Origin of the sequence: Staphylococcus schleiferi (assembly GCF_025558325.1) — a bacterium.
GTDB classification, from domain to species: Bacteria; Bacillota; Bacilli; order Staphylococcales; family Staphylococcaceae; genus Staphylococcus; species Staphylococcus schleiferi.
Genome location: NZ_CP094712.1, coordinates 586,264 through 606,386 on the forward strand (window position 1 = coordinate 586,264; position 20,123 = coordinate 606,386).

Genomic DNA, 20,123 nt, shown 5'->3' on the forward strand with positions numbered 1-20,123 from the left:
AAATCAAAAGTTTTGTCCCTTTTTTTAATGACATAATGAAATTGAACCTCATTTGTTAAATAATAAATGAGGGAAACGCGGGGGAGCTAAGGTGATTACTTTCTTATAGAAACGAAAGTCTTTTCCAGATTCAGATTGTTACAGCTTATGTGCGTTCTGCTCAAGGCTTTAGACTCTTGTTAAGCATGGCGTGGCAATATGATTGTAAATGTCGTGCCGTCACCCAGTTGACTGTTAACGCTAATTTCTCCATGATGGCGTTCTATAATAGATTTTGTAATTGCTAGGCCTAATCCATTGCTATCAGTATGTGATGTCGTTTTATAAAAACGCTCAAAGATGTGTTTTTGAACTGATTCAGACATACCAGGGCCATCGTCTGTGACCTCAAAGTAAACATTCTTATCATTTGCTGTGAGTTGGATTTCAATCGTCCCATAAGTATCTGTATATTTAATCGCATTACGAATGATATTTTCAAAAGCCTGGGTCAGTAAACGTTGATTTCCTTTAATCGTAACTTCATCCAGATCATATATTAAGACTTGATTCTTTTGGTCAATCGCATAGTTTTCGTTTTTTAAGATAGCCAATACACATTGATGTACTTTGATGTCATCGTCAAATTGAAGATGTGCATCATTGTCCAGTTCAGATAACAATAGAAGCTGACGTGTCAATTGACTTAAGCGATGAGTTTCATCATAAATCTTAGCAATATAGTCCGATTGTTTAGGCGTTGTTTTTTCTTGTTGTAATTGGGTTAATAAATGATGAATATGTGTTAAAGGCGTTTTAATCTCATGAGAGACATTTTGTACAAAGTGTTGGCGCATATCATCGAGTTGTTTTAATTCAAGGCGCATCGTATCAAAATGTTGTTGTAATGTCCCCAATTCATCACGACGTGTAATAGCAATTGGTGTTGCGAAATCACCAGACATCATACGTTCTGTTGCATTTCTAAGTTGTTTCACAGGCTTCACTAAAGCATAAGTGGACCAAATAACAAGTAAAATAGAAATAACAACGAGTAATACGAGTAAAACGAGCAGAAAAATTCTAAATTCTGCAAAGGTATGACCGATATCAGGTCGGATAAATACGGCATAACGACCATGATCAGTTTTAAATTGAGTGCCGACTGTATTACGTGTTTCATTATCAAAAAAGCCAGTAATAAAAGGATGAAAAGGTCTTTTTGCGATTCCGTGATAGTCATGACCGGATAAGACGTGTGAAATTGTTGCGCGATTTAAATTATCTTTCCTAAAAGGTTCTCCGAAAGATTGAACTTCCCCCTTTGCATTGTATGCGACCACTTGATAATTAAGATTTCCTAATAATGTTAAATAGCGCTTTAAATCTTGTTCTTGCTGTGCTTCTTTATAAGCTTGTGCGCGTTTTAAAGTAGCCATTATTTTCGCATCGTTTTTGTCTTTGAGTTCAAAGTGATAATAAATATTGGAAATTTCAAAACTTAAAAGGGCGCTAATAATCATAACCGTCAGTGTATAAATAGCAAAACGAGAATAAAGTGATTTAAGCATTTTCCATCACCTTATAACCGATACCACGAACGGTTTCGATATGGATATTAGCTCCAAGCTTAGCCAATCGCGTGCGCAAGCGTTTAATGTGGACATCCACAGTTCTTTCATCCCCCTCATAATCCAAGCCCCATATTTTTTCAATCAGTGATTCACGTTCAAAAACTTGTCTAGGGTAAGCAACTAATAAACTCAGTAAGGCAAACTCTTTATTAGGTAATATCATGCCTTTAGACCCCACTTTTACTTCTAATTGACTTTGATCTATTGTTAAATTTCCTAATGTCAGTTGTGTAGCTGTTTCGACTTGATATCGTCTTAATACAGCTTTAATTCTAAAGACAAGTTCAGCCACTTCGAACGGTTTTGTGACATAATCATCTGTTCCAGCTAAAAAGGCGCGTTCCTTATCGTTTAGGGCATCTCGTGCTGTTAACATAATGACGGGATATTCATAGTCATATTTTAAAGTTTGGCATAGCTCAAAACCGTCCATACCGTCCATCATAATATCTACAATTGCAATATCAATCGTGTGCTTTTCAAGGTAACTCAGTGCGGCTTCTCCACTTTTTAATGAAACGGCATGATAGCCTTCATGTTGGAGGCGTGTTTCGACATAGTTTAGTATTTCAGGGTCATCGTCTACGATTAAACACGTGACTGGCATGCTTCCACAACCTTTCTTTTATAAATGAGAGCGACGTTTCATAATTTGTTATCTATTGTATCATGTCTATTTTGAAACTGGGTAACCAAAGGTGATTGTTGCACAGCGCTCCCTAAACGTCTTTCACGAAAATATTTAATAAAAATGATGAAACCGTCTATTGTTCATATTCAGTTCATATTTCCGAAGTAAACTGTGAGAGAAATGAGAAAGAAAGGGAGTCGTGTTCATGTCTATTGCATTAAATGAACTGAAGTTTCATAAATTTAAATATCTGTTAATTACGTTTATTGTGATCTTACTGGCAAGTATGGTGCTCTTTATTACGGGATTAGCACAGGGCTTAGCAAGAGAAAATATTTCGCTTATTGATTCCTTTAAATCAGAACAATTTGTGATTCAAAAAGGCGTGGATCAACAACTTGAAAAATCGAATTTGTCAGATTCGGAACAGCAAGCCGTTGAAAAATTCGTTACGCAGTCTCCTTTAAAATTAACCATGGCAACTGGAAAATTTAAAGGGGATACGATGGATATGTTATTCGCAACAATGCCGAAGCAAGAATTACCTTCATTAAAAGCAGGTCAACTTCCACAACATGACGGGGAAGTCACTATAAATAGTAAACTCGAGGGAGAAGGTTTACACATCGGTGATACGATTCATATCAAAGGGAATGATACAAAATTGAAAGTTGTCGGCTTCTTCGATGATGCGATGTATGCACATACGAATGTGGCATTGGTCAATGAAGGCGGTCTTAAGAAAGTTGCCAATCATCAAAGTGCGACTGCTTTATACTTTTTGAATCATGTGAGTAAAAATGATATTGACCATCTTAAACAGATAAAAGATGTGAAAGTCGTAAATAAAGACGATTTAACGGGTGCAATTCCAAGTTATCAAGCAGAACAAGCACCACTGAATATGATGATTGTCAGCTTATTTGTAATTACTGCTATTGTTTTGACTGCATTTTTCTATGTGATGACGATTCAAAAAACGGCAGAAATCGGTATTTTGAAAGCAATCGGAATGAAGACAAGTCACTTATTATGGTCATTACTATTCCAAATTCTGTTTATTACAATCATTGGTGTCTTGATTGCATTGGGAGTTATTGCAGGCCTTTCCGCAGCATTGCCTGTTACAATGCCGTTTCATATTAGTATGATGAACATGGTGCTCGTTGTGATTGTCTTTATCGTGGTCGCCGTGATTGGGGCGCTGTTATCGTTGATTCGTGTTTTTAAAATTGACCCTATTGAAGCAATTGGAGGTGGAAATCAATGAGTTTAATTGTCCAAGATTTAGTCAAAACGTTTGGTAAGGGTGAAGCAGAGACCAAGGTTCTGAACAATATTAATTTTGAAGTCAATCCTGGTGAATTTGTCATTTTAAATGGTGCATCTGGATCGGGTAAATCAACATTATTATCTATTATTGGCGGGCTGCTTTCTCCTACAGAAGGTCAAGTTTTATTAAATGGTGAAGCGTTCAATCATTTAAATCAAAGTGAATTAACTGAAAAAAGATTAAAAGATATTGGCTTTATTTTTCAAGCTGCACATCTTGTGCCTTATTTAAAAGTCAGTGCGCAATTAGAATTGGTAGGAAAAGAAGCGGGAATGAGTAAAAAGGCGGCTCGTGAACGTGCGGTTGCGCTGTTAAAACGTATTGGCTTGGCACATCGACTAGATGCCTATCCACATATGCTATCTGGTGGAGAAAAGCAACGTGTGGCGATTATGCGTGCTTGGATGAATCAACCACAATTGTTATTAGCGGATGAGCCTACCGCAAGCTTAGATGCAAAGCGTGCAACGGAAGTGGTAGAAATGATTAAAAGTCAAGTGAAAGAAGAAGGTGCAATCGGCATTATGGTGACACATGATGAGCGATTATTCGACTATGCTGATCGTATGATTTACCTGAAAGATGGTCAATTATCTGATAAAACGCATGCATCAAAAATAGCAGTTCAATCATGAACTTGATAAGCTTTTAAATCATATAAAAAGAAAGACTCGATTTTTGAAAATGTGTAGTAGCACACGCAAAAGTCGAGTCTTTTTATTGTGATGAAGTGGACAAACAAATGGCACATGCACGTTTACATCAATAGCCCATAGATACCGATAAGAACTTGTACGATACCAAAAATCCACCAAGTAAAAGGATATTTGAAAAGCAATCCACAATAATCGTGGAGTAAAGAGATGCCAAGGCGTGGTGTAGGTGCACCGAAACCAGTCGCTTGAATCCCTTCGCGTTGTGCAATACGAAGGGCACGCATAATATGAAAGTCGCTTGTGACGATGACTAATTTTTCGATATCTGATGCATCCAAGTAAGCTTTAGAAAATATAATATTCTCTTGTGTGTTTGTCGAAGCGTCTTCTAAAACGATATGTTGCGGTGAAATACCATGTTGTATTAAATAGCGTTGCATAGCTAATGCTTCTGGTATCGGTTCATCGGGACCTTGTCCACCACTCATAATCAATTTGAATTGAGAAGAACCCTGTGGGATCAATGTCATGGCAGCATCTAAACGTGATTTTAATAAAGGTGTCACACGCTCTGTAAAAATACCTGCACCTAAAATGAGAATCGTTGGGTTTTGATACAGCGGTCGTACTTGTTTAAATTGATAAGTCATCAAAAGGTAACATTGCCACGATGCGACAAACACGATTGTCAAGTTAATCAGTAAATCAAAAGGGAGGGTTAAAACACTTGGAATTACGGCTTTCACGAAAAAGCAACCTAAAATTAAACTGATCAGCATGAAATGATATAATAAAACGTACTTTATCGTGTAGTTGCGTTTAATCAAAAATCGAAAAGGTAATGTCGCAATTGCACATAAACCTAACCCTAAAAGTATGCCCATCATAAGAAGCCGATTCTCTCCTAAAATAAAGGTATTGCTAACGATGAGCATATTGATTAGCATTAAAATATAAAACAATGAAATATTTAATATACGATGTGGCTTTATCTTTATAAATATTAAGATTATAATGTAGCTTGTTAATAAAAAATAAGTGAGTATATTCATTTAAATAAGTGTGTCCTTTATTTGTCATTTACAATCATCATACTAAATTCTCCAAGAAAATGATAAAAAAGACCGTTTCATTATAAAATAATTGTTGTTACGATAGTAAAGATCGTCGAATGTTGTGAAGGTGGTGATGAACGATGGCTGATTCTAAAACAATGAGTCAACATGTAACGTTTATGGGTGAGTTTATGACGAATATGAATGCGTTAACGACAGCGTTATTAAAAGATTTGCGTTCGAAATATGGGGTTTCTAACGAACAATCAAGTGTCCTTTTGATGCTCTCTAGTCATAAATCATTAACTTTAACGGAAATTACTTTAAAGCAAGGTGTCAATAAAGCAGCTGTCAGTAGGCGGATTAAGAAACTCGTGGACCTTGGGCTAGTTCAGTGGATGACAATGAATCATGAATACGATAAACGATTAAAATATGTAGCACTTACCGAAGAAGGGGCAAATTATGTACGTGCATCGCGCGATTTGATAGCTAATCTTGCCAATAAAATGTTATCAGATATTCCGCTTAATCAAATTGAAGCTACGCGGGAAATGCTTGAAAAGATAGATGAACGTATCAAATCTCAGCTCAGTCGTTTATAATTGAGTCGAATAGATTGTTTTTATCCAATGATGCCGTCTTAATGGGGCAATCTAAAAGTTTTGATAAAGGCATCGTTAAAATTTTAATTAGAAGGAATAGAGGTGAAAATATGAGCTGGTGTCCAGTTTGTGAAGAAGAAACGATAAATCAGAAAAATATATGTCGACATTGTGGTAGTCAAGTTTCTTATTCGAAAGAACCTACGCCATCATTGAGTCGACAAACTAAAGGAAACTCAACACCTCCTCATAAAAATCGTCTCCCATTAAAGACGGTCATACCTATTGCTATCGTTACGTTTATTCTAATTTTGTTAATGATTTTGTTTTTATTATTAAGAAATTTCAATTCTCCTGAAGCGCAAGCAAAAATATTAATTAATGCTGTGAATAACGATGACGTCGCAAAAGTATCGAATATTCTTAGTTCAAAGGACAATAAAGTAGGTCGAAAAGAAGCGGCAACTTACATCAAATATATTAAAGATGAAATAGGAATGAAAAAATTTGAAAAAGATGTTTTCCGCACTGTGGATAGTTTAAATCATGAGACAGCCGTTGCTTCTTACGTTAAAACGAAAAAGGGGCAAGATGTTTTACGAATTAGTAAAAATGGGCGGCGCTATCTCATTTTTGATAATATCGGATTTAAAGCACCTACAAAACAAGCTGTCATCAAATCAAATGAAAAAGCAACTTTTGAATTTGAATCAGACGGTTTGAAGAAGAAAATCATTACTGAAAAAGGGCAATCCGTCGCTTTAGGGAATTACATCCCTGGACGGTACGCAGTTGATGCAGTTAAGACAACAGACCGAGGGACTTATGAAGGACAACTGAAGTTTGATTTTGATCAAAGTAGCAACGAGACGATACCTGTAACAGAGGATTTTGAAGAAGCGAAAGTAAAAGTGAAACTTAAAAATACTGAAGGTTTGAATAAAAAAGACTTAATGATTGTCATTAATGGTGAAAAAATTAAACCGCGATCAGATGAAACGTATGAATCATTCCCGCTTAACAAAGATATAGTGATTTATGCGGAAGGAAAATCCTATGATCAAAAGTTTAAGTCGAATGAAAAAGTAATCAAAAAGAATGACATACAGTCTGAAAATGAAGTGGAATTGTCCTTTGATAAGGATGAAATTAAAAAATTTAATGCATCCAAACAAAAGAATACTTTTGACAAAGTCAGTGAGTTTATCAAGAAATACACAGGTGCGCTCAATAAAGCCTATGAAAAATCAGATTTTGCTGAGGTTTCAAGTTATCTATTAAAAGATACATCTAATTATGAGGTCATGAAAGCGAAAATTAATGGACACACACAATATCATTTTACAAACCCCAAAGTGACGAATGTAAGTAAAAATAATGATTTTTATTCGGTGTTAGTTGAAAAAGAAAATGAGCAAGGTCAAATCATTCAATCCCATTATTTAATTGATGGTGATGCCAATGGGGAACATTTAAAAATCGTCAATTATGAAGACTATTAAAAGCATGGCCCATAAGTGAAGCGATAGACAGATTGTGGCTGATGAATAGTGTATTGTGTATTTGTATGATAATATGTCACGATGCTTCGTTCAAAAAGACAGGATTATGAAATCAAAATTAATTTTTTGAATTTCTATTCTGTTTTTTTTGTTTCCAGTCATTTAGAAAAGTTGACATTTTGAAGCGACTTCCATTCATATCAACCATCCCAATAGCTCAATATTTGTACATTTAATCGTCACCTGAACGATTTATTTTCTAATTAAAGCTTTGTTCGTCTTTTTTTATATAATTAAATATGATACTTATATAAAAGATGTAGTAAAACAATATACATTTGATAATTATGTCGTTTCAAGAATTTTTTCATTGTAAATGAATTAAAAGTTAGTTTATAATAAACAAAATGTGTATAAAGAGACGCCATATTAAGGGGTAACACCTTTAAGCATGAAGAAAGGTGAAGGTGGGGATTATGAATGAAAAAGATATACGTGTACAAAAGACAAATTTAAGATTATCTCAAATATTTTTAGAGTTATTAGAAGAGCAATTGCTCACTAAAATTACAATTAATCATATTTGTCACAAAGCCAATGTGCATCGAACGACTTTTTATCAGCATTTTAAAGATAAATATGAGCTACTTTGGTATGTTTGTAGAGGTGTGATGAAACCTTATTTTAATTTACAATTTGAAGAGCGGCTATATTATCCTTTTAGCAGTCTGGAAAAAGCATTTGATCAACAAATTATAAACATTTTACAAACACAAAAAGAAAATCCTAAATTTTATCGATTAATTTTAAAACAATTTTCCAAGTACTTTGAAGGTGAGCTGAAATCACATGAGATGACGCTGCCTTTTGAACCGCACTTCCCAGTAGAAGTGTTCGGTTATGTGTATACGTCTACGATACAATCTATGAATCAATGGCGCATTGATTGTAATATTGCATTCGATGCTTATTATATGGATAAACTCTATCAAAAATTAATTAGTTTTAAGCACGAATAACAAATATGAAATGGGCTAACAGAACGACATTCATCCGTTTTACTGGTGAATAAAAATTGGAATCAAATTTTGCCTCTGTTCTTGAAGTTTTCGGAAATTTATGTGATGTTAAATAAAGAAACGATGAGAGGGGATGCGGTTATGACATTTACAGATCGACTGTTTGAACGGGTAAAACCGATTTGGCAAAGTTATCTTGATCATCCGTTTGTTAAAGGGATTGGTGACGGCTCACTTGATCAAGAAAAGTTTAAACATTGGTTAAAACAAGACTATATTTATTTAATCGATTATACGCGACTCTTTGCGATAGGTGTTACTAAAGCGTCGGATTTAGAGATGATGACAACATTCGGTGAGTTAGTCGCAGGCACATTAAATACAGAAATGGCATTACATAGACAATATGCAGCAAGATTTGGCATTTCAGAACAAGAGTTAGAGGAAACAAAGCCAGCGAGTACGACTTTAGCGTATACGAGTTATATGTTGAATCTTGCGCAACGCGGAGATATTGAAAACGTGATTGCGGCTGTTTTAACGTGTACTTGGAGTTATCAATATATTGGAGAAGCGCTGAGCCAAATTGAGGGTGCGATTGATCATCCATTCTATGGGGAATGGATTGAGATGTATAGTTCGGAAGCATTTACGACATTTAAAGACGATGTTGTACGGATCATGAATCAGGTCACAGAAGGTATGCCCGAAGAGAAGTTACGAGCATTAGAAGATATTGTGGTTTATACGAGCTACTTTGAATATATGTTTTGGGATATGGCAGAAAACCTTGAAACGTGGCCAGTGCCTTATAAGTAAGTTGATATAAGATGAATCATTGAAGCGAAATTGTTGTACAGTAAATTAAAATCGAAGCCACCTTCAATCCAAAAGTAATGAATGCGGAAGGTGGCTTCGATTTATTATTTAATTTTCGGACGGCGATTTCTAAAGAATAAGCTAATGAAATAAAGGAATGTCGCAATCCCCATGAAAATAATAGCATTATGTAACGCATTGGCGCCTGCTAATAAATTAGAAGCGTCGACTTGACCAACATAAGGTGCAAGTTGTTTCGCAAATTCATCAGCAACTTCATCAATGTAGTAAAGAAAACCAATCGGAATCAATGTGATGAAAAATGCAATGATGAAATTAAGTATTTTTAAAAGCGTACGATTAAAAATGAGTGTTAATAAAGCTAAGACGATGTTAACAAGAGATAGTATAAAGAAAACATTCAATACTTTAATTAAAACGCTGAGCTTTTGTTCAACTGCAGAAATATCAATGAGTGTAATGCTGCTCAATTGCGTTGTAATGACTTTAAGCTTATCAAAAGTGACATTTTCATTAATGAAACCCATTTTAAACAGCGTATCGGAATACATGCTGTAGGCAGCTATCGTTACAAATACCGCCGCAATTAAAGTAAGAGTAAAACTAACCCATGAGCGACGTTTTTTGCCATAACGCTTACCACGATGAATGGTTTGATAGTCAAACTGTTGCTGGAAATGGGGCTGGGATTGAGATTTCTCTTTCATAAAGGACGCCTCCAAGAATAAGATTTGAGATTTTGAACGAATGATAATGACAATAATATAAGCATTATATTATACCTACGCCTATATTAATAGTCGTAAGCAACAAATCTGAAAGGTTCTGCTCATCGCAATCCTTTTTTTCTTGTCTTTGGATGATGTTTTAAAAAGATTTGTCTTGATAGGTGCTACAATAAATGATATTTTCTCCATCCATATAGGATAAATTTCCTATCAAGTGAAATTTAAAAGCATTCATTGAAAAATGTTTGTATATCAATGTTATCATTTGTATGATAGCAAGGAGGTAGATGATGGAAAGATTAAAAAGTTTAGAAGCCTATGAACAGTTTATACAGACGCATGAAATCGCAATTGTGCATATTTCGAGAGAAAATTGTTCAGTTTGTCATGCGGTATTGCCAAGAGTTGAAGCGCTCGTTGAACGATATGAAGGTGTTGCTTTAGGGCATTTGAGTGCGGATGATGTGCCCGAAATTGCCGGGGCTTTATCCATTTTTACAGTTCCAGTTGATATCCTATTTTACGAAGGGAAAGAAATGCATCGAGAAGGTCGATTTATTGATTTAGATCGTTTAGAATCACAATTATTTAAAATTTATGAGAGCATCAATAGATAAAACGTATTATAATGAAAAAGAATGCGAATGTTCTATTTTAGGAGCCTAAAATAGAATTAATCATAATAAGAGGACAATGTAGACAAAAGTGAGGGATTGAATTGAAACGTAATGTCATGAGTAATTTAATGGGGAGATATTTATCGCATCAACGTCATATTAAATTTAAAACACAAGATGAGATCGATGCCTATTTAGAAAAACGACGCCAACTCAATAAAGAAAAACATAAACAACCTGAGCAAATCAATGTCAAATCGAACTTAGTGAAGGATATGTTTGATGACATGCAAGTTTTTCGTTTTAACTTTGGTCATCATATTAAAAATAAGATTTTATATATTTATGGTGGCACTTTTGTGTTACAACCCTCTGTTTTTCATTGGCGATTTATGGATAAATTAGCTTATGAAACGTTACATGAAGTGGTTTTGCCTATTTACCCAAAAGCACCGGAATATACGTATCGTGAAACGCATCAAGCCATTGAACAAGCGTATCGTCGTTTACTGAAAGAAACAGATGCAGATAATATTGTGATTATGGGGGATGCTTCTGGTGGAAATATGGCATTAAGCTTTGTTCAAAAATTAATGGAGCAAGATGAGCTACCATTGCCCCGCCAGTTGTACTTAATTTCACCTTGGCTCGATCTCTCGCTCTCTAATCCAGATATTACAGAGCAAGTTCAAAAGAAAGACCCTATTCAAAATGTGTTTAGCTTAAAATCTGTCGCTAAAGTTTGGGTCGACGATTTAGAGCGTAAAAATCCGCGTGTGTCACCAATGTATGGTCCAGTTCGTGGTTTACCACCCGTTTATATGTTTGGTGGTACAAGTGAAATCTTTTATCCAGATATGCGTAAGCTTGCTGATTATTTTGAGGCAGAGCAACAGCCGATTCATTTTTATGAATATAAAGATATGGTCACGGCTTTTCCGTTATATCCTATCGTTGAATCTAGAAAAGTTTTAAAACAAATCCGTAAAACAATCCATCCATAAAAGAGATGAAGCCAGACATGCGATGGTGTGCTACTTCTACAATAAATAAGCAGAATGGTCTTTGATGAAAAGCAGATGCAAATGTGCTTTTTATCAAAGTCCATTCTGTTTTTCTATATTGAAGTAGTTTATTTTCGAGGCATGAAAGACAATGCTTTGAGTCAAAACGTTTTGAAAAAATAATAGATATAGCAAGATGAATGGTGAGCGTATGTTCGCGTTATAAAGACAAAATTGAAACGGATTATCGTATTTACATAATAATTTTGTTTTTATAAAGCTTTTTTTGGATTAAATATAGAATCAAATGAACGTCTGAGACAAACAATTTCTTAAATGAAGTAAAGCGCCGTGCAATTAAGTAAAATTTTTAGTAGAATTAACTATATGCAAAAATATCAATATTATAAAGTTATTCAGAAATTGATAAATATGTAAATTTAAGGGGCCTTTTCGAATAACAAGAGGGGGACATTATGGATTTATTAATCGGTACTGCTTTTTTAATTTTAGTACTTGTCATTTTCACGTTATTTACATATAAAGCGCCAAACGGCATGCGTGCTATGGGTGCACTTGCGAATGCAGCTATCGCGACGTTTTTAGTCGAAGCATTTAACAAATACGTTGGGGGACGTGTATTTCATAATGCTTTCCTTGAACAAGTCGGCGCTGCAGCCGGAAATTTAGGTGGTGTGGCAGCAGCAGGTTTAACAGCATTAGCGATTGGTGTTTCACCTGTTTACGCTTTAGTCATTGCAGCGGCTTGTGGTGGCTTAGATTTATTACCTGGTTTCTTTGCAGGTTATTTAATTGGTTACTTAATGAAATATACCGAAAAATATGTGCCGGATGGTGTCGACTTGATTGTGGCCGTGTTAATCGTAGCGCCATTATCACGAGCTGTGGCATTATTGTTCACACCAGTCGTTAAAAATACATTAATTAAAATTGGTGACATTATCCAAAGCTCAACTGATACAAGCCCAATCATTATGGGGATTATTTTAGGTGGTATCATTACGGTAGTAGGTACGGCACCATTAAGCTCTATGGCACTGACGGCTTTGCTTGGCCTTACAGGTGTGCCAATGGCTATTGGTGCGATGGCAGCGTTCAGTTCAGCGTTCATGAACGGAACTTTATTCCATCGTCTCAAATTAGGTGACCGTAAATCCACAATATCTGTAAGTATTGAACCATTATCACAAGCAGACATTGTCTCGGCCAACCCTATTCCTATTTATATTACGAACTTCTTCGGAGGCGCAACCGCCGGCTTAGTCATTGCTCTTTCTGGACTTGTGAATGATGCGACCGGAACTGCAACGCCAATTGCAGGTTTTATCGTAATGTTTGGTTTTAATCATTGGGGGACTGTCGTTATCTATGGTGTGATTATGGGAATTATTGGTTTAATATGGGGCTATATTGGCTCAATCGTATTCAAAAAATATCCTATCGTCACTAAAGCAGATATGATTCGCCGTGGTGCGACTGACGCTTAAATAATTCGTTAAATAATCCGGAACTTCATATGTAAAGAAGACATGACATGTTAAAAGACTGCGGACGCTTAATTTAAGATTGAGGCGCGCAGTCTTTTTATGTTTCTATAGAAAATGCAGTGCAATTTAAAGCTTTTCGTTATTAGTTTTTTTCTTTTTTAGGTATTTGTATGCGATGCCCCAATTGCTCAGGCCAATCCGTTCTGTTTTGTGAATGGGCATAATGTTGGATCTGTGCAAATATATCTTCAGGATAAGGGGCTGCGTGGCGTGTCGACTTATCAATGCCCATCATCATCGTTTCTGCAGTTGCGGCAACTTCGTTCGTATTGCGATTGATTAATTCTAGGAAGTAATGTGTTCGCTTTTCATCAAAATCGTAAATATTGACTTTAATGGCAATAGGCGTATGCAATGTCAGTTCTTTGAGAAAGTTGATGTGCGTTTCAAGGGTGAAAACAGTATAATTTCTTGCATCTCTTTCAGGATTGGACAAACCGATTTGATCGTGAAAGTGATCAATCGCTAAACTAAAGACACGTGCATATTCTGAGTCATTCATATGTTGATTGCGATCAATCCAATCTTCTTGGACGCTATTTTCATCATAAAATGGAAAGTGAATCATATTAACACCTCGTTTTGCATTTTTGTCATATTATAACGTAAATTTTAAAGTTTTGTGATGTTAAATACTGGTAAAGATAACAGTAGAAATTTGGTTTTAAAGGTCGAAAGGTGTTCATCATGCGATAGGTTATGATATAGTCAAAACAAGAAAAGATGATAAGGGGACGCTACTCAATGACTGAAAAAAGAGAACAACGAAAAAATGAACATGTTCTATTAGCGCTTGCACAAAGTGAAGCACAGCAATCTGATTTTGATCGAATCCAATTTGTCCATCATGCGATACCTACAATTGATGTCGAAGATGTTTCGTTAAAATCAAGATGCCAAGCATTAGAAATGGCACACGTACTTTATGTGAATGCGATGACAGGAGGCTCTGAATGGACAGCTGACATGAATACGAAGTTGGCCCAAGTTGCAGCAGCCACACATTTGCCGATTGCAGTTGGAAGTATGCATGCGGCTTTTAAAAATCCAGATGTGCGTCATTCATATGAAGTGGTACGTCAAAACCATCCAGAAGGACAGATTTGGGCAAATATTAGTGCAGAAGCATCGGTTGCTCAAGCAAAAGAGGCCATCTCAATTGTAGATGCGAATGCACTACAAATCCATGTAAATGCCCCCCAAGAGCTTGTCATGCCAGAGGGACAACGTGAATTTAAACATTGGATGACACAGATTAAAAAAATTGTAGAAGCTATTCAAATACCGGTTATCGTTAAAGAAGTCGGTTTCGGAATGAGTTATGATACGATACAAGATTTGATTGACCATGGCGTGAAATATGTCGATGTCAGTGGACGGGGCGGTACAAACTTTATCTCTATTGAAAATGAGCGTCGTGTCCTTAAAGATTGGAATATTTAAGTGATTGGGGACAATCTACAGTCGTCTCATTATTAGAGGCACGTAATTTAAGTAATCGTGTACATCTTTTAGCGAGTGGGGGAATACGTCATCCGCTTGATGCAGTGAAGGCATTGCGCCTAGGTGCTGAAGCGGTGGGAATGTCTCGCCCTATTCTAAAACGCGTCCATGAAGCAGGTGTTGAAGAGACGGTTCAATATATAGAGAATTTTAAAACACAAATGGCGCATATCATGACTTTACTAAATGCACGAACGATTCAAGAGTTGAGACAGTCAGCGATTGTATTTGATCCTTATTTGAAAAACTGGATGCAACAACGACAACTCTAGCTTAAGATTGCTTCTTAAAATGAAGAGATAGGTTTTCGACATAAAAATCAATGTAACAAAAAATAGGATATTCACCCTCTAAAGTGAACATTTAAAAAATGGAAACTTTGGAGGGCATTTTTATTTTAGAGGACTTCTAAAGCGCTAGATTGATGAAACTTAAACGGTTAAAAGAATTTATCATTGCGTTATTGTAAGAATATGTTATATACTGTAAAACGTAATTATTACGATTTGTAGTAGAATAGAGGAGGGTTTATAATGGGTAAAATACCTGTTACCGTTTTAAGTGGCTATTTAGGCTCAGGAAAAACAACGTTACTCAACCATATTCTTAATAACAGAGAGGGTAAAAGAATAGCTGTTATTGTCAATGATATGAGTGAAGTCAATATAGATAAAGATCTTGTTGCCGATGGGGGCGGATTGTCTCGTACTGATGAAAAATTAGTAGAGTTATCAAACGGTTGTATCTGTTGTACGTTAAGAGAAGATTTATTGAAAGAAGTCGAACGTATTGTTCAACGTGGTGGTATTGATCAAATTGTGATCGAGTCAACAGGCATTTCTGAACCTGTACCCGTTGCACAAACATTCTCATATGTCGATGAAGAGCTTGGTATCGACTTAACAGAAATTTGTAATCTAGATACGATGGTTACAGTTGTGGACGCTAACCGTTTTATTAAAGATTACCAATCAGGCGATATGTTATTAGATCGTGATCAAGCAGTGGGCGAAGAAGATGAAAGAACTATCGCAGATTTGTTAATTGATCAAATCGAATTCTGTGATGTCCTCGTATTAAACAAAGTCGACTTAGTTAGTGAAGAAGAAGCGAATCGATTAGAAGCGATGTTACGTAAGTTACAACCATCCGCAAAAATTATCCGTACAGTAAATTCAGTGGTTGATTTAGATGATGTATTAGAAACAGGACGTTTTGATTTTGATACTGCGAGTCAATCAGCAGGCTGGTTACAAGAACTTGAAGCAGGCGGTCATGCAACACATACGCCGGAAACAGAAGAATACGGTATTTCATCATTTGTTTACAAACGTCGTTTACCATTCCATGCAGCACGTTTTAATACGTGGTTGGAAAATATGTCAGAATCAATTGTACGTGCAAAAGGGATTGCATGGTTAGCCCAATACAACCAAGTTGCGTGTCTTGTTTCTCAAGCTGGTACGGCTGTAGATATTCATCCTGTCACATTTTGGGTCGCAACAATGCCTAAAGCTGAAAAAGCTGCAATCTTACAAGAAAGAGAAGATGTGCGCGCAGATTGGGATCCTGAATATGGAGATCGTCATACGCAACTCGTTATTATTGGTGTAGATTTAGATGAAGAAAAAATTACAGCAGAATTAGATGCTTGTCTATTAAATAGTGATGAAATTGATGCAGATTGGTCACAATTAGAAAATCCTTATTACTGGGAAATTCGACGACAAGAAGCATAAAAAATGAACTGGGATGTCAATCCCAAAATAAAAAGCGCTAAGATGATTTTTAATAAAAGTCGTCCTAGCGCTTTTTTATGATTAAACTTTGTATGAGATGACTTCGCTTTCCTAGTGTACACTATTATAAAAATAAGACACGTGCGTATCATTGAATGAATAATGAAAAAAACGCAATTAACGAGAGAGATTATATATATAGATTAAACATACTAAGATTAGCTGTGAAGAAATCTATCGTCATAAATTTCTTCACAGCTAATCTTAGTATGTTTTAGCATCCGTTTTAAAATGTTAGCTTAAGAAGTGAAAATAGCTTAGGTATTTTTACTTCAATATCATAAATCAATCTCTTACATAATATCCATTAAGGTTTAAAAATATTAATAAAAGTTGTGATAATTGGTACACCGAGTAAATCTACGAGGAATGCACCCACGATAGGTACAACAAGATAGGCACGTGGAGAATTCCCAAACTTTTTCGTAATCGCATCTAAATTGGCCATCGCATTAGGTGTTGCACCTAAGCCGTGTCCGATAAAACCACCAATCATGACGGCAGCATCATAGTCTTTACCGAGACAACGGAAGACAACAAAGATAGAAAAGAGCGCTACGAAAATAACCTGACAAATGACAATAACAATAAGCGGTAGTGCAAGATGATACACATCCGTGAGTTTGATGCTCATTAACGCGATGGATAAAAACACACTCAATGAAATATCGCCAATTTGATTTGTCAGTTTTAAATCAATTAAATTTAAGTTCGTATACTCTGAAATGTTACGGATGATGACAGCGATAAACATAGACGCAACATATAATGGAATATTCAAGCCTGACCATTCACTAAATGCTTTGCCTAAAAATGTCCCTAATCCCATACAAAATAGGATGACCGTCATTTGAATGAAAAAGACTTCGTTAATAGAAAAGTTTTTATGTAAGCGACGATTAATGTCGATTTCTGAATAATCTTTTTGTGTTTCTTCTGTATGTGCAGGTGCTAAATCGTGTTTTTTTATAAGGTAACGCACAACGGGGCCACCCATTAAGCCACCAGCAACAAGACCCAGTGTTGCCGCCGCTAATGCTGCCGTTACAGCTGAGTCAATACCATAACTTTGAATTGTTTGACCATATGCAGTGGCATTCCCATGTCCACCTTCCATTGACATGGCACCGGCAGTTAACCCGAGTAAAGGATCAATATGTAAAACTTTTGCCATTGAAACCCCAATGATATTTTGGAATGTCGCAAGCACACCACATAAAATCCAATAGACGATTAATACTTTTCCACCCAGTTTTAATAACTTGAATGAAGCGCCTAAACCAATTGTTGTAAAAAAGGCAAGCATAAAAAAGTCTCTGAAAAAGTCACCGTCTAATTTAATATGAAGCACACCTGTTGAAGAAAGAATCGCAGATATAATCGCAAAAATCAGTCCACCGATTACGGGTGAAGGGATGCTTAATCGATTAAAAAGTGCAACTTTATTGACGATTGCTTGACCAATAATAAGCAATAGACACGCAACAAACAACGTTGTAATACTGTTCAGCTCTATCACTGTTACGTTCCCCCTTTAAGTTAATGAAATAGAAAGGGCTTTCAACCCCATACTAAATAATTATACTTTTTTTAAGGGCAAAAATCTATATAAATATAAAATTGGATGTAATCTCTCACAATATACTATTATTAAATAGTTCAAATTAATCAGAAGGTTGTTGTGATTTTCTATATGCTGTTGCACTCATGCCAAACTGTTTTTTGAAAGTTTTAGAAAAAAGGAGAGGGTCTTTATAACCAACACGATATGCGATTTCTTGGATTTGCAAGTTGGTTCCTTTAAAAAGTTTTGAAGCTTGATACATCCGAACATGGATTAAGTAATTTTGTGGGGATTGATCGATATGTTTTTTGAACATTTTATACAAGTAGCTTCGGCTCACATTGACGTGCTTTGCGACATCGGCAATCGTAATGGCCTTCATATAATTGTCATTGATATAGCGGATCGCTTCACGCACATTTGAATAAATCTCAGTCTGAACAACAGCAAACGGTTTTGGGAAATGCAAATGTAACTGATAGAGCAGTTCATACAAGTCACGCATATGCTGGATATCATCTGATGCTTCAGTCGAATAGTGAACCGAGCGATGACACATGCGATAAATGATATGTTCAATCGCACCCGTGTTTTCATTTTGGACTACAATACGCTCTTTTAAAGTGGTTCGATTCAAATAGTCTAGTGCAATTTTGCCACTAAAGCCGACCCAATAATAAGTCCACGGCTCATTTAGTTCTGATTCATAATGAACTTCCATACCTTGTTGAAGCAGAAATAAATCACCCGGTTTTAAAATATAAGTTTGATTTTGATAAATGAGTCTGCCAGTCCCTGCCATGACGATATGTAATACAGCCGGTTTTGACACAGTATATTGGTAACCCCCTTGAGGCGTTCCAACTTCGATGCCACACTCATCAACGTGTGCCTCGAATTGGTCTTTTTTAAACATTTTCCATAATATTTGCATGCCAACACCTTCTGCTTAAAGATATGGAAACATTTTACCATAATTTGTGATGATTGGTATATATTCTCATATCTTTTATAGTGTTAAATTAATTGTATAATAAAAAATAATATTCTATTTAGAGGTGTATGGAAAATGAAAAAATTAAGGAATAAGCCAATGCGACAGGCGCAACCTCAACCCCTTGCACGTAGAATACGTTATATACCTTATATTAATCGACATGTTTTTAATTCGTATTCTATGGATTATATAAATCATACAATAACCGTTTTAGCTGGTGAATGGGAGTCAACAGTGAAACGCTTTGAGACTGACGAAGAAGTCGCTTACACATGGGAGAAGTCGGAACAGCATGATTCAGGGGATGTCGGATTAGATTTAGAACAACTTGGATGTACGAACTGGTTAAGTTACCAACAATATTTTGATATCAAAGACTTTGATGACAGTAAAGATTATCATCTAAATATAGAAGGCATCAATCAACTTTTTCTCATTAAAGTGAATGACATGAGTTTGGGGGTTGTCGATACAACGCAAGCCGTAATTGAATTCGATGTGACGGCGATGATTAATGGGCAAAATAATAAGATAGAGTTAATCACTGGTTTTCAGTCAATGGATGTTGTAAGCGATTCAGCTGAGCTAGATTTCGAAATGGATTTATGCCAAAATCTTTATATTTTAGAACGGGCGAATGATCGTATTGAGAATTATGAAATCGTCATTAAAGATATCAATCAGCATGGTTTGATGCTACAATTACAGATTTTAGATATTGATGGTGCACCGCTTCCTTCCTTTGTGCTTGTTGATGCCGAAGCGCGTATGATATTGGAAAGTGACATTGATATAGATAAGGTGACATCAATTCATATTCCGCTTAGTCAAGATGGACATCCTCCTTTTATTTTGTATATAGAAACCGAACATGAAACCATTGCACATCGTATTGAGATCAATGGAAAACATGAACCAGTTGTCCTAACACATTAAAAAACGAATATAAGCATCAAAAAATAAAACACAACCATTCATTATTGAAAGATTGTGTTTTAATTTTTAATCAGTACCTTGTAATGTTTAATAGCTTAGGTAAGTTAAGTTTAGTATTATACTTTAAACAGTACTGATTGATGTATAGTTGGA

At 35.7% G+C, this 20,123-nt stretch carries 18 protein-coding genes and 2 pseudogenes; 12 read left to right on the forward strand and 8 right to left on the reverse strand.

The annotated features are described in order from the left end of the window. Nucleotides 1-179: 179 nt before the first annotated feature. Both MUA40_RS02415 and MUA40_RS02420 read right to left on the reverse strand, forming a co-directional pair. Nucleotides 180-1,550: a HAMP domain-containing sensor histidine kinase gene (locus MUA40_RS02415; protein ID WP_016426226.1), complete on the reverse strand. Its 1,371-nt coding sequence runs from the start codon at nucleotides 1,548-1,550 to the stop codon at nucleotides 180-182. Further along, entirely contained in the window at nucleotides 1,543-2,220 is a 678-nt protein-coding gene (locus MUA40_RS02420) for a response regulator transcription factor (protein ID WP_016426227.1), read from the reverse strand. The genes MUA40_RS02415 and MUA40_RS02420 overlap by 8 nt, the downstream gene beginning before the upstream one ends. 229 nt (nucleotides 2,221-2,449) lie before the next feature. Here MUA40_RS02420 and MUA40_RS02425 point away from each other — a divergent pair, with 229 nt between their 5' ends. Both MUA40_RS02425 and MUA40_RS02430 read left to right on the forward strand, forming a co-directional pair. Continuing rightward, on the forward strand, nucleotides 2,450-3,514 hold the full coding sequence (locus tag MUA40_RS02425; RefSeq protein ID WP_016426228.1) for an ABC transporter permease: 1,065 nt from the start codon (nucleotides 2,450-2,452) through the stop codon (nucleotides 3,512-3,514). Then, nucleotides 3,511-4,212, forward strand: a complete 702-nt coding sequence (locus tag MUA40_RS02430; protein ID WP_016426229.1) for an ABC transporter ATP-binding protein — start codon at nucleotides 3,511-3,513, stop codon at nucleotides 4,210-4,212. The genes MUA40_RS02425 and MUA40_RS02430 overlap by 4 nt, the downstream gene beginning before the upstream one ends. Before the next feature lie 122 nt (nucleotides 4,213-4,334). Here MUA40_RS02430 and MUA40_RS02435 read toward each other — a convergent pair whose 3' ends face one another. Next, the gene (locus MUA40_RS02435) at nucleotides 4,335-5,120 is read right to left on the reverse strand and encodes a YdcF family protein (RefSeq protein ID WP_016426230.1); all 786 of its coding nucleotides are present in this window, start codon (nucleotides 5,118-5,120) and stop codon (nucleotides 4,335-4,337) included. Nucleotides 5,121-5,428: 308 nt separating this feature from the next. Between MUA40_RS02435 and MUA40_RS02440 the strand changes: the two genes are divergently transcribed. The 4 genes from MUA40_RS02440 to tenA all read left to right on the forward strand — a co-directional run bounded on the left by MUA40_RS02440 (nucleotide 5,429) and on the right by tenA (nucleotide 9,233). Further along, the gene (locus MUA40_RS02440) at nucleotides 5,429-5,893 is read left to right on the forward strand and encodes a MarR family transcriptional regulator TcaR (RefSeq protein WP_016426231.1); all 465 of its coding nucleotides are present in this window, start codon (nucleotides 5,429-5,431) and stop codon (nucleotides 5,891-5,893) included. 41 nt (nucleotides 5,894-5,934) lie between these two features. Continuing rightward, nucleotides 5,935-7,395, forward strand: coding sequence for a membrane-associated protein TcaA (locus MUA40_RS02445; protein WP_228446250.1), 1,461 nt, complete (start codon nucleotides 5,935-5,937; stop codon nucleotides 7,393-7,395). A 476-nt stretch (nucleotides 7,396-7,871) separates the two neighbouring features. Continuing rightward, the gene (locus tag MUA40_RS02450; protein WP_016426233.1) at nucleotides 7,872-8,414 is read left to right on the forward strand and encodes a TetR/AcrR family transcriptional regulator; all 543 of its coding nucleotides are present in this window, start codon (nucleotides 7,872-7,874) and stop codon (nucleotides 8,412-8,414) included. 141 nt (nucleotides 8,415-8,555) lie between these two features. Then, nucleotides 8,556-9,233, forward strand: a complete 678-nt coding sequence (gene tenA, locus MUA40_RS02455; RefSeq protein WP_016426234.1) for a thiaminase II — start codon at nucleotides 8,556-8,558, stop codon at nucleotides 9,231-9,233. A 104-nt stretch (nucleotides 9,234-9,337) separates the two neighbouring features. Here the strand turns inward: tenA and MUA40_RS02460 are convergent, their stop codons facing one another. Then, nucleotides 9,338-9,961, reverse strand: coding sequence for a hypothetical protein (locus MUA40_RS02460; protein WP_016426235.1), 624 nt, complete (start codon nucleotides 9,959-9,961; stop codon nucleotides 9,338-9,340). 311 nt (nucleotides 9,962-10,272) lie between these two features. On the opposite strand from MUA40_RS02460, the gene MUA40_RS02465 reads away from it, so the two are divergent. After that, complete coding sequence (locus MUA40_RS02465; protein ID WP_126496043.1) at nucleotides 10,273-10,599, forward strand: thioredoxin family protein; 327 nt, start codon at nucleotides 10,273-10,275, stop codon at nucleotides 10,597-10,599. 101 nt (nucleotides 10,600-10,700) lie between these two features. Further along, complete coding sequence (locus tag MUA40_RS02470) at nucleotides 10,701-11,603, forward strand: alpha/beta hydrolase fold domain-containing protein (RefSeq protein ID WP_016426237.1); 903 nt, start codon at nucleotides 10,701-10,703, stop codon at nucleotides 11,601-11,603. A gap of 475 nt (nucleotides 11,604-12,078) precedes the next feature. Here the strand turns inward: MUA40_RS02470 and MUA40_RS02475 are convergent. Continuing rightward, nucleotides 12,079-12,162: pseudogene (locus tag MUA40_RS02475) on the reverse strand (hypothetical protein); the annotation flags it as partial. Between MUA40_RS02475 and MUA40_RS02480 the strand changes: the two are divergent. Further along, nucleotides 12,125-13,111 (forward strand): PTS sugar transporter subunit IIC, encoded by a 987-nt coding sequence (locus tag MUA40_RS02480; RefSeq protein ID WP_228480302.1) that lies wholly within the window; start codon nucleotides 12,125-12,127, stop codon nucleotides 13,109-13,111. The pseudogene MUA40_RS02475 and the gene MUA40_RS02480 sit on opposite strands and share 38 nt — an antisense overlap. Nucleotides 13,112-13,253: 142 nt before the next feature. Here the strand turns inward: MUA40_RS02480 and MUA40_RS02485 are convergent, their stop codons facing one another. Continuing rightward, entirely contained in the window at nucleotides 13,254-13,739 is a 486-nt protein-coding gene (locus MUA40_RS02485) for a thioesterase family protein (RefSeq protein WP_016426239.1), read from the reverse strand. A 176-nt stretch (nucleotides 13,740-13,915) separates the two neighbouring features. On the opposite strand from MUA40_RS02485, the pseudogene fni reads away from it, so the two are divergent. After that, a pseudogene (gene fni, locus MUA40_RS02490) lies at nucleotides 13,916-14,946 on the forward strand (type 2 isopentenyl-diphosphate Delta-isomerase). A 261-nt stretch (nucleotides 14,947-15,207) separates the two neighbouring features. Continuing rightward, entirely contained in the window at nucleotides 15,208-16,413 is a 1,206-nt protein-coding gene (locus MUA40_RS02495; RefSeq protein WP_016426241.1) for a GTP-binding protein, read from the forward strand. A 367-nt stretch (nucleotides 16,414-16,780) separates the two neighbouring features. Here MUA40_RS02495 and gltS read toward each other — a convergent pair whose 3' ends face one another. Continuing rightward, complete coding sequence (gene gltS, locus MUA40_RS02500) at nucleotides 16,781-17,992, reverse strand: sodium/glutamate symporter (RefSeq protein ID WP_167732759.1); 1,212 nt, start codon at nucleotides 17,990-17,992, stop codon at nucleotides 16,781-16,783. A 145-nt stretch (nucleotides 17,993-18,137) separates the two neighbouring features. Further along, nucleotides 18,138-18,971 carry an AraC family transcriptional regulator gene (locus tag MUA40_RS02505; protein WP_016426246.1) on the reverse strand — a complete coding sequence of 278 codons (834 nt, stop codon included), beginning with the start codon at nucleotides 18,969-18,971 and terminating at the stop codon, nucleotides 18,138-18,140. A gap of 135 nt (nucleotides 18,972-19,106) precedes the next feature. On the opposite strand from MUA40_RS02505, the gene MUA40_RS02510 reads away from it, so the two are divergent. Then, on the forward strand, nucleotides 19,107-19,970 hold the full coding sequence (locus MUA40_RS02510) for a hypothetical protein (RefSeq protein WP_016426247.1): 864 nt from the start codon (nucleotides 19,107-19,109) through the stop codon (nucleotides 19,968-19,970). Nucleotides 19,971-20,123: the final 153 nt, after the last annotated feature.

Excerpts from the sequence above, each read along its gene's own strand:
- MUA40_RS02440 (WP_016426231.1), top strand. The coding sequence starts at position 5,429 with ATGGCTGATTCTAAAACAATGAGTCAACATGTAACGTTTATGGGTGAG.
- MUA40_RS02445 (WP_228446250.1), top strand. The coding sequence starts at position 5,935 with ATGGGGCAATCTAAAAGTTTTGATAAAGGCATCGTTAAAATTTTAATT.
- MUA40_RS02510 (WP_016426247.1), top strand. The coding sequence starts at position 19,107 with ATGAAAAAATTAAGGAATAAGCCAATGCGACAGGCGCAACCTCAACCC.
- tenA (WP_016426234.1), top strand. The coding sequence starts at position 8,556 with ATGACATTTACAGATCGACTGTTTGAACGGGTAAAACCGATTTGGCAA.
- MUA40_RS02450 (WP_016426233.1), top strand. The coding sequence starts at position 7,872 with ATGAATGAAAAAGATATACGTGTACAAAAGACAAATTTAAGATTATCT.
- MUA40_RS02460 (WP_016426235.1), bottom strand. The coding sequence starts at position 9,961 with ATGAAAGAGAAATCTCAATCCCAGCCCCATTTCCAGCAACAGTTTGAC.
- MUA40_RS02495 (WP_016426241.1), top strand. The coding sequence starts at position 15,208 with ATGGGTAAAATACCTGTTACCGTTTTAAGTGGCTATTTAGGCTCAGGA.
- MUA40_RS02420 (WP_016426227.1), bottom strand. The coding sequence starts at position 2,220 with ATGCCAGTCACGTGTTTAATCGTAGACGATGACCCTGAAATACTAAAC.
- MUA40_RS02485 (WP_016426239.1), bottom strand. The coding sequence starts at position 13,739 with ATGATTCACTTTCCATTTTATGATGAAAATAGCGTCCAAGAAGATTGG.
- MUA40_RS02505 (WP_016426246.1), bottom strand. The coding sequence starts at position 18,971 with ATGCAAATATTATGGAAAATGTTTAAAAAAGACCAATTCGAGGCACAC.
- MUA40_RS02415 (WP_016426226.1), bottom strand. The coding sequence starts at position 1,550 with ATGCTTAAATCACTTTATTCTCGTTTTGCTATTTATACACTGACGGTT.
- MUA40_RS02430 (WP_016426229.1), top strand. The coding sequence starts at position 3,511 with ATGAGTTTAATTGTCCAAGATTTAGTCAAAACGTTTGGTAAGGGTGAA.
- MUA40_RS02435 (WP_016426230.1), bottom strand. The coding sequence starts at position 5,120 with ATGATGGGCATACTTTTAGGGTTAGGTTTATGTGCAATTGCGACATTA.
- MUA40_RS02465 (WP_126496043.1), top strand. The coding sequence starts at position 10,273 with ATGGAAAGATTAAAAAGTTTAGAAGCCTATGAACAGTTTATACAGACG.
- MUA40_RS02425 (WP_016426228.1), top strand. The coding sequence starts at position 2,450 with ATGTCTATTGCATTAAATGAACTGAAGTTTCATAAATTTAAATATCTG.